We start from the raw sequence: 14,494 nt of genomic DNA on the forward strand, positions 1-14,494 counted from the left end.
GTAGCCTCCGGAGGAGACACCGTATGAACAAGCCCAGAGCATAACCCGGCACCTGCAAGACCGTCAGCGCACGGGACTTGCCCGTGCCGTGCGCTCCCCTACACTGGGCCCCATCTCCAGCCGAGGACCCCCTCTCCATGCACCGCGCCGTCCGCCTGCTTGTTCTGTCCCTGCTGCTGCCCTTGAGCCCGATGCTGGAGGCCCAGGAAGCGGACCCCTGGAAGGCGCCCGACCGGGCCCGATTGGCGCAGGTGCGCACACAGCTGGCCGCCGCCACCGAGGCCCTGGGCCCGATGCTGCGGGCCATCGACACCGAGGACGCCGAACGCTGGCTGACAGAGAGCCCCGGGGAACGGCTCGCCACCCGGGCGGAGGCGGCGGAAGGACCCGCAAAGCCCCTCTGGACCCAGGCCCTGGAGGTGGAACGGGCATCGATCCAGCGTATTCAGGGTGCGCTGGAACGGGCCGAGGCGGCCCGGGCATTGCCCCGCACCCTGGAAGAGACCTCACACCGGCTCGTACAGGAGCTCCCCCCCCTCCTGGAACCGGTGCCCCCGGAACGGACCATCAGCGCCCTGGAGGAGACCTGGACGCAGCTGTCCCGCCGCCGTGAGCAGGCCACGCTGGAACTGGAGCAGCGCCGGGCCACGCTGGAGGGACTCCGGGAGCAGCTCGAGGCCCAACCCGCCCCCCTGGAGCCGTCCCAAGGGCAGTCGGAGCCCCCTCCGCCGACCCCGGAGAATGCCCCTGCCCTGGAGGAGGCGCAGGCGGCCCTGGAGGCGGTGCAGCAGCGCCAGGCCTCCGCCCGGCTCATCGCCGCGCAGCTGGATGCCCGAAGCCTCCCGCCCCGGGTGCGGGCCCTGGACGCCCTGGTGCGTGCCCTGGCCCTGGAGCAGAACTGGCTCGATGCCCGTATCGCCCAAGTGGAAGGGGAGATCAATGACCGCTCCAGTGAGGAGTTACGCGCCCTGCGGGAGGAACTGGCCTGGCTGCTGGAGCGGGAGCCGGATGCCGGCACCCGTTTCCCGGAGGAGATCCGCACCCTGCGCGAGCGCTTCGACCGCATCGCCCGCACCCAGACACGCATCCGCCAGCTGCAGGAGGAGCGGGCCCGCTATGCCCGCATCGAGGAAGACCTGCGCCAGACCCTGGCCAACGTGCGCGAACGCCTGGAGGTGAGCGGCCTCACCCAGGCCCTGGGGGGGCTCTTTCTGGAAGAGCAGCGGCGCCTGCGGGATCTTGAGGACCTGCATTTCACGGTCACGGCCATCGAACAGGAGATCACGGAATCCCGCCTGCGCAGCATCTCCCTGCGGGAGGCCCTGGCCGCTGCCCAGCCGTCCGCACTGGAACCGGTTCAGGCGCAGCTGAGGGCGCTGCGCCAGCAGGCCCAGGAGAGCCAGTTGCAGGCGGAACAGACCCTAACCGCCCAACTGCAGCAGGCGGATGCGCATCTGCGCGCCGCCGTGCAGCTCCTGGACGAAGTGCAGCAGATCCTGCGGGAGACCCTGTTGTGGTGGCCCAGCCATGTCCCCGTGGGCAAGGACTGGGCCCTGGCCGTACCGGTGGCCGTGGTGGCCCTGTTCGAACCCGACTCCTGGCAGGAACTCGGCCGGGCCCTGGCGGCCGTCACCTGGGGCAGCCCCGTTCCGGCCCTGCTCACCCTCCTGGGGGTGGGCGCCCTGCTGGCCTGGGGTCGTGGCACACCAGCACGCCTGGCGGAACTGGCCCGCCAGACCGAGCACCGCTTCACGGACCACATCCGGCTCACCTTTCAGGCCCTGGGCTGGAGCCTGATCCGGGCCCTGCCCATTCCCGCCCTGCTCATGGCCACTGCCCTGCGCCTGCAGGCCCTGCCGGAAGCGGGCTACGGCGTGGAGATCCTGGGCACCATGCTCTTCAGCGCCGCCGTCTGGTGGCTGGCGGGTCACCTGCTGCTCCTGTTCACCCGCAGCGACGGCGTGGGTACGAGCCATTTCGGCTGGCCGGAACTCCTGTTACGCCGGGTGCGCCGCGACCTGACCTGGTTCCTGCCGGCACAACTCGTACTCATCCTCTTCCTGGCCCTGGCCTTCGGCCATCCCGAAGAGGCGGTGTTCGATGTCTTCGGCCGCCTGTGGCTGCTGGCCGCCGCCGTGCTGGTGGGCCTCCTGGGCTGGCGGCTGCTGGCCCCGCCGCCCAAGGGGGCCCGGCCCCTGCTGGAGGAGCGCAAGCGCCGATTCCTGAGACTGCTCATCGTCGCCGCCACCCTGGCCCTGGTGCTGCTGTGCCTGGGGGGGTATCTGCTCACCGTGGGGGAACTGCTGGACCGGATCATCGACACCGGCGTGGTCCTGGGTGCGGTGTGGCTGGCCCACAGCCTGGCGGTACGCGCCCTGATCCTGAGCGAGACCCGTCTGCTCATCCGCCGCATGCGGGAACAGCGGGCCAAGGCCGCGGGGGAAGGCTCCAGCGGGGCCGAGGGCGGCCTGGACCTGCCGGAGCGCCATCTGAGTCTGGAGGACGTGAACCAGCAGACCCGCACCCTGCTGCACGTGATCACCGGAGGCGGTGTGTTCATCGCCCTGTTCTGGGTCTGGTCGGACATGCTCCCGGCCCTCACCTGGCTGGACGGGGTCACCCTCTGGTCCCGCAGCATCCAGGTGGATGGCACGGAGGTGCTCAGCCGCGTGAGCCTGCAGGACTTCCTGCTGGCGGCCTTCCTGGGCATCCTGTTCAGCCTGGCGGCGCGCAACCTGCCCGGCCTGGTGGAGATCCTGCTGGCACGCAGCACCCGCATGGACGCCGCCGGGCGCTACACCATCACCATGCTGCTGCGCTATCTCATGGCGGTGATCGCGGTGGTGAGCGTATTCTCCCTGCTGGGGCTGCGCTGGAGCGAGCTGCAGTGGATGGTGGCCGCCCTCACCCTGGGCCTGGGCTTTGGCCTGCAGGAGGTGGTGGCCAACTTCGTCTCCGGGCTTATCGTTCTCCTGGAACGGCCCGTGCGCGTGGGGGATACGGTCACCATCGGCGAGTACAGCGGCACCGTGGCCCGCATCCGCACCCGGGCCACCACCATCATCGACTGGGACAATAAGGAGGTGGTGGTCCCCAACAAGAATTTCATCACCGAGCGCCTCATCAACTGGACCCTCTCGGACACCACCACGCGCGTGGTCATTCCCGTCGGGGTCAGTTATGATTCGGATGTGGATAAGGTCCGGGAAAAGCTCCTGGAGGTGGCCGCGCAGAACCCCCATGTCATGGATGATCCGGCCCCGTCCGTGTACTTCCTGCGGTTTGGCAACAGCACCCTCGACTTCGAGTTGCGGGTGTATGTGAACCAGCTCAGGGACCGGCTGGACACCATCAGCGATCTCCACACGGCCATCATCAAATGCTTCCGCCGGGAGGGGATCGAGATCGCCTTCCCGCAGATGGACCTGCACGTGCGCGACCTGGCCCCGGGCCCCGGCACGCACACGGCCCCCGGGGAACTCCCCGGGACACCGGGCACCCCGGACGGGGGATGATCCGCGCTGGGCCCGGACGGGCCCCGTGCCGAACCCCCGGGCACCCCGCAAGTCCAATGGATGACTGCCCAGGGAATCACGATCCTGGCGGTCGATGCCCCCGGCGCGGGCCCGTGGCCCCGCCGGGAAGGCCCCCGCAACGGACCTGCCGTGCACCACATGGGTGCACATGCGCCGGATTGTCGCCAAAACAGTCCTTCACCCCTGGCGCTGAACGCACTTTGGCATTAATCTCCCAAGCCCGCCGGAATGGGGCGCCCTGCCGCGGCCCCGGGGTGGGCGCGCCCGGCCCGCCCGCAGAACACCGGCGCCCCACGCCGGAACGCCGCGGACACCGGCCAGCGACCAGTAATCAGCGAGGTCAACGATGAGTTTTCATGCCTTACCGCCCAAGCAGGGCCTATACGATCCCGCTCACGAACGCGACGCCTGCGGTGTCGGCTTCGTGTGCCACATCAAGAATCAGAAGAGCCACCGGATCGTCGAGCAGGGCCTTCAGATCCTGGAGCGGATCAACCACCGGGGCGCCGTGGGTGCCGACCCCAAGGCGGGGGACGGCGCCGGCATCCTGGTGCAGATCCCCGATGACTTCTTCCGGGCGCAGGTGGACTTCCCGCTGCCCGAGGCGGGCGCCTACGGCGTGGCCATGATCTTCCTCTCCCAGGAGGCGGATCTGCGCGCGCACATGGAGGAGATCATCGAGCGGCATGTGCGCGAAGGTGGCCAGCAGTTGCTGGGCTGGCGCGACGTGCCCGTGGACAACAGCGATCTGGGCGAGAGCGTGATCCCCACCGAACCGGTGGTGCGCCAGCTCTTCATCGGCCGGGGGGACAACTGCCCGGACCAGGACAGCTTCGAGCGCAAGCTGTTTGTCATCCGCAAACGCATCGACAATGCCGTGCGCGACGCCGGCCATGACTTTGGCGCCTGTTACATCGCCTCCCTGTCCTCGCGCATCGTCACCTACAAGGGCATGCTGCTGGCGGGACAGGTGGGTCACTACTACCGGGACCTGCAGGACGAGACCTTCGTCTCCGCCCTGGCCCTGGTGCACCAGCGCTTCTCCACCAACACCTTCCCCACCTGGGACCTGGCGCAGCCGTTTCGCATGATCTGCCACAACGGCGAGATCAACACCCTGCGCGGCAACGTGAACTGGATGGCGGCCCGCCGCCACACCATGCGCTCCCAGATCCTGGGGGACGACCTGGACACCATCTGGCCCCTGATCCCCGAGGGCCAGTCCGACTCCGCCTGCTTCGACAACGCCCTGGAGCTGCTGGTGATGGGCGGCTATTCCCTGGCCCACGCCATGATGGTGCTCATCCCCGAGGCCTGGTCCGGCAACCATCTCATGGACGAGAAGCGGCGCACCTTCTATGAATACCATGCCGCCCTCATGGAGCCCTGGGACGGCCCCGCTGCCATGGCCTTCACCGATGGCCGCCAGATCGGCGCCACCCTGGACCGCAACGGCCTGCGTCCGGCCCGCTACCTGGTCACCGACGACGATCTGGTGATCATGGGCTCGGAGATGGGCGTGCTGGACATCCCCGAGGAGCGCATCGTCAAGAAGTGGCGCCTGCAGCCGGGGCGCATGCTGCTCATCGACCTGGAACAGGGCCGCATCATCAGCGATGACGAGGTCAAGACCCAGCTGGCCGAGGCCCGCCCCTACGGCGAATGGCTGAAGCAGACCCAGATCCGCCTGGAGGACCTGCCCAGCGGCGTGGGCCCCATGGCCCCGGACGATGCCACCCTGCTGGACCACCAGCAGGCCTTCGGCTACACCCAGGAGGACCTGAAGTTCCTGCTCACCCCCATGGTCCTCTCCGGCCAGGAGGCGGTGGGCTCCATGGGCGCGGACAACCCGCCCTCGGTGCTGTCCAACCGGCCCCGGCACCTGTCCACCTACTTCAAGCAGAACTTCGCCCAGGTGACCAACCCCCCCATCGACCCCATCCGTGAGGAACTGGTGATGTCGCTGGTGTGCATGATCGGCCCGCGGCCGAACCTGCTGGGGGGGGACGAGACCGGCCAGCACTGGCGCCTGGAGACGCCCCAGCCGGTGCTCACCAACCAGGACCTGGAGCGCATCCGCCACATCGAATACAACTCCGGCGGGGCCTTCCGCACCCACACCCTGGATGTGTGCTACCCGGCCGCGGAAGGGGCCAAGGGCATGGCCCCGGCCCTGGAGCGGCTGTGCGCCAAGGCCGAGCAGGCGGTGCTGGACGGCTACAACATCCTCATCCTCTCCGACCGGGACACCAACTGCGACCGGGTGGCCATCCCCATGCTGCTGGCCACCTCGGCGGTGCACCATCACCTCATCGACAAGGGCCTGCGCACCAGCTCCGGCCTGGTGGTGGAGACGGGCGCCGCCCTGGAGGTGCACCACTTCGCCACCCTGCAGGGCTACGGTGCCGAGGCCATCAACCCCTACCTGGCCTTCGACACCATCCAGTCGGTGCTGCACCGCCTGCCGGAGAAGCTCACCTTCGAGGAGGCGCAGCGGCGCTACATCAAGGCCGTGGGCAAGGGGCTGCTCAAGGTCATGTCTAAGATGGGCATCTCCACCCTGGCCTCCTACTGCGGCGCCCAGATCTTCGATGCCGTGGGTCTGAACTCCGGCTTCGTGGACCGCTACTTCACCGGCACCGTGAGCCGCGTCGAGGGCATCGGCCTGGACGAGGTGGCCGAGGAGACCGTGCGCTGGCACCACCAGGCCTTCGGCAACGCCGAGATCTACCGCGACCAGCTGGACGTGGGCGGGGACTATGCCTTCCGCCTGCGGGGCGAGGACCATGTCTGGACCCCGGACACCATCGCCAAGCTGCAGCATGCCACCAAGGCCAATGACGCCGGCACCTTCGAGGAGTTCTCGCGCCTGGTGAACGAGCAGACCCAGCGCCTGCTCACCTTCCGCGGCCTCATGGACTTCCACTTCGCCGACCGGGAGATCCCCCTGGAGGAGGTGGAACCGGCCAAGGAGATCGTCAAGCGCTTCGCCACCGGGGCCATGTCCTTCGGCGCCATCTCCCAGGAGGCCCACGCCACCCTGGCCGAGGCCATGAACGCCATCGGCGGCAAGTCCAACACCGGTGAGGGCGGCGAGGAACCGGAACGCTTCCTGCCCCTGGAGGACGGGCGCACCAATCCGCAGCGCTCCGCCATCAAGCAGGTGGCCTCCGGCCGCTTCGGGGTCACCACCGAATACCTGGTGAACAGCGACGAGATCCAGATCAAGATCGCCCAGGGGGCCAAGCCCGGCGAGGGTGGCCAGCTGCCCGGGCACAAGGTGAACGCCCAGATCGCCCGGGTGCGCCATTCCACCCCCGGGGTGGGCCTGATCTCGCCGCCGCCGCACCACGATATCTACTCCATCGAGGACCTGGCGCAGCTGATCCACGACCTGAAAAACGCCAATCCCCAGGCGCGGGTCTCGGTCAAGCTGGTGTCCGAGGTGGGGGTGGGCACGGTGGCCGCCGGGGTCTCCAAGGCCCATGCGGACCACATCACCATCTCCGGCTACGATGGCGGCACCGGGGCCAGCCCGCTGACCTCCATCAAGCACGCCGGCAGCCCCTGGGAGATCGGCCTGGCCGAGACCCAGCAGACCCTGGTGCTCAACCGCCTGCGGGGCCGTGTCTCGCTGCAGGTGGACGGCGGTCTGCGCACGGGCCGGGATGTGGTCATCGGCGCCCTGCTGGGGGCCGACGAGTTCGGTTTCGCCACGGCGCCGCTGATCGTCGAGGGCTGCATCATGATGCGCAAGTGCCACCTGAACACCTGCCCGGTGGGGGTGGCCACCCAGGATCCGGAACTGCGCCGGCGCTTCACCGGCAAGCCCGAATACGTCATCAACTACTTCTTCTTCGTGGCCGAGGAGGTGCGCCGCCTCATGGCCAAGCTGGGCTTCCGCACCATGGACGAGATGATCGGCCGTTCGGACCGCCTGGAGATGCGCCGCGCCATCGACCACTGGAAGGCCAAGGGGCTGGACTTCTCCCGCATCCTGGCCCGGCCCGAGGTGGGAGAGGACGTGGCCATCCACAACTGCGAACTGCAGGACCACGGCCTGGACAAGGCCCTGGATCACCAGCTGATCCAGCAGGCCGGGCCGGCCCTGGAGGAAGGCAAGCCGGTGCACATCGAGACCCAGATCCGCAACTACCACCGCACCGTGGGCACCATGCTCTCGGGCCGGGTGGCCGAGCGCTACGGCCACGCGGGCCTGCCGGACGACACCATCTACATCCGGGCCACCGGCACCGGCGGCCAGTCCTTCGGCGCCTGGCTGGCCAAGGGCATCACCATCGAGATGGAGGGCGAGGCCAACGACTACGTGGGCAAGGGCCTCTCCGGCGGACGCATCATCATCTATCCGCCGGCCCGCTCGGCCATCGACAAGGCGGAGGAGAACATCATCGTCGGCAACACCGTGCTCTACGGGGCCATCACCGGTGAGGTCTTCTTCCGCGGCGTGGCGGGGGAGCGCTTCTGCGTGCGCAACTCCGGCGCCACCGCGGTGGTGGAGGGCGTGGGCGACCACGGCTGTGAATACATGACCGGCGGCATCATGGTCTGCCTCGGCCCCACGGGCCGCAATTTCGCGGCCGGCATGTCCGGTGGCATCGCCTACGTGCTGGATGAGGACGGCCGCTTCGCCGACCGCTGCAACCAGGCCATGGTGGAGCTGGAGCCCATCGCCGCCGAGGACGCGGCCCTGGAGTCCTGGGACCACCAGGGCGGGGATCTGGAGACCCACGGCCAGGTGGACCTGAGCCGGGACATGACCCGTTTCGACGCCCAGCGCCTCAAGGGTCTGATCCAGCGCCACCTGGACTACACCGGATCCACCCGCGCCCGGGAGATCCTGGACGACTGGGAGACCTGGCTGCCGCGTTTCGTGAAGGTGATGCCGGTGGATTACCGCCGCGCCCTGACCGAACTGCAGGGCAAGCAGTGCCGTCCGCCACAGCCCAACAAGCCGCCCAAGGCCCACCTGACCAAGGGGAACACCATCCATGGGTAAGCCAACCGGATTCTTGGAATACGACCGTCGCGACCGGCGCTACCAGCCGGTGGCCGACCGCGTGGTGCACTACCGGGAGTTCGTCATCCCGCTGTCGGCGGAACAGGTGCGCGAACAGGGGGCCCGCTGCATGGACTGCGGCATCCCCTTCTGCCACCAGGGATGCCCGGTGAACAACCTCATCCCCGAATGGAACGACCTGGTCTACCGGGACGACTGGAAACGCGCCATCGAGGTGCTGCATTCCACCAACAACTTCCCGGAGTTCACCGGGCGCATCTGCCCCGCCCCGTGCGAGGAGGCCTGCACCCTGAACCTGGATGACACCCCGGTGACCATCAAGACCATCGAGTGCGCCATCGTGGACCGGGCCTGGGAGGAGGGCTGGATCCGGCCCCAGGTGGCCCAGCGCCGCACCGGCAAGCAGGTGGCCGTGGTGGGCTCCGGCCCCGCCGGGCTGGCCTGCGCCCAGCAGCTGGCCCGGGCCGGCCACAACGTGGATGTCTACGAGAAGGCCGACCGCATCGGCGGCCTGCTGCGCTACGGCATCCCCGACTTCAAGATGGAGAAGCAGCACATCGACCGGCGCATCGCGCAGATGCGCACCGAGGGGGTGCAGTTCCATACCCTGACCCATGTGGGGGTGGACGTGCCCGTCTCCCGGCTGCAGTCGGACTACGACGCCCTGGTGCTGGCCGGCGGCTCGGAACACCCCCGGGACCTGCCCGTGCCCGGACGCGAACTGGACGGCGTGCACTTCGCCATGGACTTCCTGGTGCGCAACAGCAAGCGGGTGCAGGGGGTGCATGTCCCCGACGAGGACTTCATCAGCGCCCAGGACAAGCATGTGCTGGTGATCGGTGGCGGCGACACCGGCTCCGACTGCATCGGCACCTCCATCCGCCATGGCGCCCGCAGCGTCACCCAGGTGGAGATCATGGACCGGCCGCCGGAAAAGCCCAACAAGGGCCTCACCTGGCCCGAATGGCCCCAGCGCATGCGCACCTCCAGCTCCCATGAAGAGGGCTGCGAGCGCATGTGGAACATCGCCACCAAGGCCTTCATCGACGACGGCAACGGCCGGGTGAAGGCCGCCCGGGTGGTCACCGTGCAGTGGGAGAAGGGGGCCGACGGCCGCATGCAGATGCAGGAGGTGCCGGGGACGGAGCGGGAGATCCGCTGCGACCTGGTGCTCCTGGCCATGGGCTTCGTGCACCCGGTGCACGAGGGCATGCTGGCCCAGCTGCAGGAAGGCTCCGGCCTGGAACTGGACCCCCGGGGCAACGTCCAGGGCAGCACCGAGGGGGAGAAGGCCTACCACACCAGTGTGGACGGGGTCTTCGCCGCCGGCGACATGCGCCGCGGCCAGTCCCTGGTGGTGTGGGCCATCCGCGAGGGGCGCCAGTGCGCCCACGCCGTGGACCAGTGGCTCATGGGGCATACGGATCTGCCCCGCTGAGGATCCGGCGGCCCGGCCCCGGTCCCTAACGGGGATACCGGGCCACCCGGAAACCAACGAGAGGCCCCCAGCCGCACCGGCGGCTGGGGGCCTTTTCGTTTGGAGGGTCGGCCACAGGCGGGGGAGAATGGGCCCTGTCCATCCCCATCCCGGAGGTACCCGTCATGCCCCGCACGCAAGGCAGCGTCCACGACTTCGAGGCCGTGGACATCCAGGGCCGCCAGCGCCCCCTCTCGGAGTTCGCCGGCCAGGTCCTGCTCATCGTCAACGTGGCCAGCCAATGCGGCTTCACCCGCCAGTACGCCGGCCTGCAGGACCTGTACCGCCGCTTTCACGACCGGGGCTTCGAGATCCTGGCCTTTCCCTGCAACCAGTTCGGCAACCAGGAACCGGGGGACGCGGCCCAGATCGGCGAGTTCTGCAGCACCCGCTTTGGCGTCAACTTCCCCCTGTTCGCCAAGATCGACGTCAACGGCGACGGGGCCCACCCCCTGTTCCGGCACCTGAAGGCGGCGGCCCCGGGCCTTCTGGGTCTCAGGGCCATCAAATGGAACTTCACCAAGTTCCTGGTGGACCGGGATGGCCGGGTCATCCGGCGCTATGCCCCCAACACCCCGCCCGAGCACCTGGCCGGGGACATCGAACGGCTGCTGCAGACCCCGTCCGGCTGAGACCTTCCCGCGCCCCAAAGGCCCCGCGGGCCGGACTTGGCATCCGGCGCGCCGATGGGTCATAGTGAGCGCCGAAGTCCGGCATGACCTCATAACGAACCGGCGGTCGGCCCCGCCCCGGGCGGGGGGACCCCATGCGGCAGACCACCACCCAAGGGGAGTTCCAGCCATGTCCATGCAACGCCGTGATTTCCTCAAGACCGGCCTGGCCGGCGGGGCCATTCTCGGTGCCCCGGCCATCGTCAAGGCGCAGGAGCGCTTCAACTGGCGCATGACCACCACCTGGCCCGCCGGCCTGCCCTTCTTCCAGACCGGCCCCGGCAGCGCCACGGACTTCGCCCGGCGCGTGGAGGAGATGTCCGACGGGCGCATCCGCATCCGCGTCTATTCCGGCGGCGAACTGGTGCCCCCCTTCGAGGGCTTCGACGCCGCCTCCTCCGGTCGTCAGGTACAGTTGCACCACGGCTGCGCCTACTACTGGGCCGGCAAATCCTTCGCCGCCCAGTACTTCACCTCCGTACCCTTCGGCATGACCTTCCAGGGCCACAACGCCTGGCTCAACGAGGGGGGCGGCTACGAACTCTATCAGGAGGTCTACGAGCCCTTCGATCTGGTGCCCCTGGTGGTGGGCTGCACCGGGGTGCAGCCCATGGGCTGGTTCCGCGAGCCGGTGGAGAGCCTCAAGGACTTCCAGGGCCTGAACATCCGCATGCCCGGTCTGGCCGGGGAGATCTACAACGCCATCGGCGCCAACGCCCGCCTGCTGCCCGGCGGGGAACTCTTCGCCGCCCTGGAGCGCGGGGCCATCGACGCGGCGGAATGGGTGGGCCCCTATTCCGACCGGGAGCTGGGCCTGCACCGGGCCGCCAAGTACTACTACTCCTCCGGCTGGCACGAGGCGGCCACCAGCACCGAGGTGGTGATTAACCGCCGCGCCTGGGAATCCCTGCCCAAGGATCTGCAGGCCATCGTGCGCAACGCCGCCGCGGCCTGCAACATCACCTCCCACATGTGGCTGGAGGCGCACAACGCCGACGCCCTGGACGACCTGGTGAACAATCACGGGGTGCAGTTCGGCCCCGTGCCCGACGACGTCATCCAGGCCCTGCTGGAGGCCACCAACGACATCCTCAGCGACAAGGCGGCGGAGGATCCTCTGGTGCGCCGGGTCCACGAGAGCTACTTCCGCTTCAAGGCGCGCCATGACCGCTGGCAGGCCAACTCGGAGACCATGTTCCAGACCCAGATCCGCGACCTGGGGCAGAAGATCCGTACCTGACCCCACCCCATCCGGCCCCATCAACCCGCCCCGGCAGACCGGGGCGGCCCCCTCCCCCGCTGCCGCACCGGAAGCGCCCCATGGGCGAGGGGAACACCGGGGCCGGGGAACCCCATCCTGATCGCCGATACCCGAGTCTCCCATGCCCAGACCCCTGCTCCGTATCGAACGTGCCCTGGACCGGATCACCCGTCTCGCCGGTGGCCTCTCGGCCACCGCCATGGCGGCCATGATCCTGCTGGTCTTTGGCAACATGGTGGCGCGCTACCTCTTCGGCACCGGCGCGGTATGGCTGCAGGAACTGGAGTGGTACCTGCTCGCCCTCACCGCCATGACCGGGATCAGCTATGCCATGCGCAGCGACGAGCATGTGCGCGTGGATGTCTTCTCCCATCGCCTGAACCGCATCGGACGGCTCTGGCTGGATTTTTTCACCATGGTGGCGGTGGCCCTGCCGGTTTCGGGGCTGATCCTCTACTACACCTGGCCCTTCGTGGCCACCTCCTACCAACTGGGGGAGACCACCCCCAACGCCAACGGCATGCCCTGGCTGTTCCTGCCCAAGGCCATGATCCTTGTGGGATTCGGCTGCATCGTCCTCGAGGCCCTGCGCCAGATCCTGAGCAAGGGCCGCCGCCTGGTGTTCCACCACCGCCGCCGTAGCGGCCATGCCGAGGGAGGCCCGCGCCATGCCGCTTGAGTCCATCGCCCTGATGATGGTGGTCGCCTTCTTCGTCCTGGTGCTCACCGGGATGCCGGTGGCCTTCGCCATCGCCGCCGTGGGCTTTGTCTTCGGCTTCATCGGCTTCGACGGCTGGCTGTTTGAACTCTTGCCGTCACGTATCTTCGGCTCCATCACCAACTACACCCTGCTGGCCATCCCCCTGTTCGTGTTCATGGGGGTGATGCTGGACAAGACCCGGGTGGCCCACCGCATGCTGGAGGTCATCGGCCACGCCAGCGGGGCCCTGCCCGGGGGCATGGCCCTGGCCGTGATCCTGGTGGGGGTGCTCATGGGGGCGGCCACGGGGATCGTGGGCGCCGCCATCGTCACCCTCACCCTCATGGCCCTGCCCACCCTGCTGCGGCGGGGCTACAAGCCCACGGTGGCCTGCGGCACCATCTGCGCCTCGGGCACCCTGGGACAGATCATCCCCCCCAGCCTGGTGCTGCTGGTGCTGGCGGACACCATGAACCTGTCCGTGGGCAGCCTTTTCGCCGCCGCCCTGATCCCCGGCCTGCTGCTGGCGGGGATGTACGTGGTCTACCTGCTGATCCTGGCCTGGTTCAATTCCGCCGATGTCCCCGCCCTGGACGCCAGGGAACGGGCGGCCATGGGCACCGGGCAGCTGATCCGCGACCTGTTCACCTCCGTGCTGCCCCCACTGGGACTGGTGCTGGCGGTGCTGGGGGCCATCATCGGTGGCATCGCCGCCCCCACGGAGGCCGCCTCCGTGGGGGCCGTGGGCGCCGTGGCCCTGGCGGCCCTCATGGGTCGCCTCTCCCGCCCGGTGCTGGTGGACGCCCTGACCACCTCCGTGCGCATCAACGCCATGGTCTTCTTCGTCCTCATCGCCAGTCAGGTGTTCGCCCTGGCCTTCCGCGGCCTGGACGGGGAATTCCTGGTGGAAGCGGTGGTGGACTGGATCCCGGGCGGGGTCTACGGGACCCTGCTGTTCATGATGCTGCTGATCTTCCTGCTGGGCTTCTTTCTGGAATGGATTCAGATCACCTACATCGTGGTGCCCCTGTTCATGCCCTTCTTCGCCGCAAACCCGGAATTCTCCCCGGTGTGGCTGGCCATCCTCGTGGCCATGAACCTGCAGACCTCCTTCCTGACGCCCCCCTTCGGCTGGTCCCTGATCTTCATGAAGGGCGTGGCCCCACCGGGGATCCGCACCGTGGAGATCTACAAGGGGGCGATCCCCTTCGTGCTCATCCAGTTGCTGGCCCTGGGGCTGATCATCACCTTCCCGGGCATCGCCCTCTGGCTCCCGGAGGCCATCGGCTGGTAAGGAAGGATGCGGGGATACGGCGTCCCGGTGTGGGGGGATATGGGGACAGGCCGCTGGGTGGCCCTTCCTGCGCCGGGTGTCGACCGCAGGGATGCGGTCGTCAAGCCTCCAGGGAAGGATATACGGCGTCCCGGCGCAGGAAGGGGCACCCAGCGGCAGGCCATCAGCGGCACCGATCGCCCGCAACCCATCACTTGAAAAAGAAGATCACCGTGGTCACCGCCCCCACCAGGACGATGCCATGGTGCAGGACCCTCGGCGGCAGCCATCGCCCCAGACGCGCCCCCGCCACGCCCCCCAGGATGGCCGCCAGCGCCATGGGCGGGAACTGCGCCCAGGACACCGCCCCACCCACGGCGTAGATCACGACGGCGATCACCGTCAGCACCGCCGACAGCAGGTTTTTCAGACCGTTGGCCGCATTCAGATCCTCCACCCCCAGCAAGCGGAAGGCCGCCAGCATGACGATGCCCATACCGCCGTTGAAATACCCCCCATAGCCGCACACCCCCAGCAC

Annotated in this window: 8 protein-coding genes; 7 read left to right on the plus strand and 1 reads right to left on the minus strand. The window is 68.6% G+C overall.

Annotation, left to right across the window (positions count from 1 at the left end):
- The first annotated feature begins 137 nt into the window (after positions 1–137).
- The 7 genes from CKO33_RS08885 (at position 138) to CKO33_RS08915 (ending at position 13,977) form a co-directional block, all read left to right on the plus strand.
- Positions 138–3,515: a mechanosensitive ion channel domain-containing protein gene (locus CKO33_RS08885; RefSeq protein ID WP_200181619.1), complete on the plus strand. Its 3,378-nt coding sequence runs from the start codon at positions 138–140 to the stop codon at positions 3,513–3,515.
- A 367-nt stretch (positions 3,516–3,882) separates the two neighbouring features.
- A complete protein-coding gene (gene gltB / locus CKO33_RS08890; protein WP_200181621.1) occupies positions 3,883–8,553 on the plus strand; it encodes a glutamate synthase large subunit in 4,671 nt (1,556 codons plus the stop codon).
- Complete coding sequence (locus CKO33_RS08895) at positions 8,546–10,012, plus strand: glutamate synthase subunit beta (RefSeq protein ID WP_200181623.1); 1,467 nt, start codon at positions 8,546–8,548, stop codon at positions 10,010–10,012. Before gltB ends, CKO33_RS08895 begins: the two co-directional genes overlap by 8 nt.
- A gap of 164 nt (positions 10,013–10,176) precedes the next feature.
- A complete protein-coding gene (locus CKO33_RS08900) occupies positions 10,177–10,683 on the plus strand; it encodes a glutathione peroxidase (protein WP_200181625.1) in 507 nt (168 codons plus the stop codon).
- A 169-nt stretch (positions 10,684–10,852) separates the two neighbouring features.
- Positions 10,853–11,962 (plus strand): TRAP transporter substrate-binding protein, encoded by a 1,110-nt coding sequence (locus CKO33_RS08905; protein WP_200181627.1) that lies wholly within the window; start codon positions 10,853–10,855, stop codon positions 11,960–11,962.
- 142 nt (positions 11,963–12,104) lie between these two features.
- Positions 12,105–12,662: a TRAP transporter small permease subunit gene (locus CKO33_RS08910; RefSeq protein WP_200181629.1), complete on the plus strand. Its 558-nt coding sequence runs from the start codon at positions 12,105–12,107 to the stop codon at positions 12,660–12,662.
- Positions 12,652–13,977 (plus strand): TRAP transporter large permease, encoded by a 1,326-nt coding sequence (locus CKO33_RS08915; RefSeq protein WP_200181631.1) that lies wholly within the window; start codon positions 12,652–12,654, stop codon positions 13,975–13,977. The genes CKO33_RS08910 and CKO33_RS08915 overlap by 11 nt, the downstream gene beginning before the upstream one ends.
- A 190-nt stretch (positions 13,978–14,167) precedes the next feature.
- Here CKO33_RS08915 and CKO33_RS08920 read toward each other — a convergent pair.
- The coding region (locus CKO33_RS08920) for a sulfite exporter TauE/SafE family protein (protein ID WP_200181633.1) at positions 14,168–14,494 on the minus strand (327 nt) is incomplete at its 5' end.

It is taken from the genome of Ectothiorhodospira mobilis (genome assembly GCF_016584115.1).
In the GTDB taxonomy this organism is placed as follows: Bacteria; Pseudomonadota; Gammaproteobacteria; order Ectothiorhodospirales; family Ectothiorhodospiraceae; genus Ectothiorhodospira; species Ectothiorhodospira mobilis.

Coding starts and splice junctions, on each gene's coding strand:
- CKO33_RS08885 (WP_200181619.1), top strand. CDS start 138: ATGCACCGCGCCGTCCGCCTGCTTGTTCTGTCCCTGCTGCTGCCCTTG.
- gltB (WP_200181621.1), top strand. CDS start 3,883: ATGAGTTTTCATGCCTTACCGCCCAAGCAGGGCCTATACGATCCCGCT.
- CKO33_RS08895 (WP_200181623.1), top strand. CDS start 8,546: ATGGGTAAGCCAACCGGATTCTTGGAATACGACCGTCGCGACCGGCGC.
- CKO33_RS08900 (WP_200181625.1), top strand. CDS start 10,177: ATGCCCCGCACGCAAGGCAGCGTCCACGACTTCGAGGCCGTGGACATC.
- CKO33_RS08905 (WP_200181627.1), top strand. CDS start 10,853: ATGTCCATGCAACGCCGTGATTTCCTCAAGACCGGCCTGGCCGGCGGG.
- CKO33_RS08910 (WP_200181629.1), top strand. CDS start 12,105: ATGCCCAGACCCCTGCTCCGTATCGAACGTGCCCTGGACCGGATCACC.
- CKO33_RS08915 (WP_200181631.1), top strand. CDS start 12,652: ATGCCGCTTGAGTCCATCGCCCTGATGATGGTGGTCGCCTTCTTCGTC.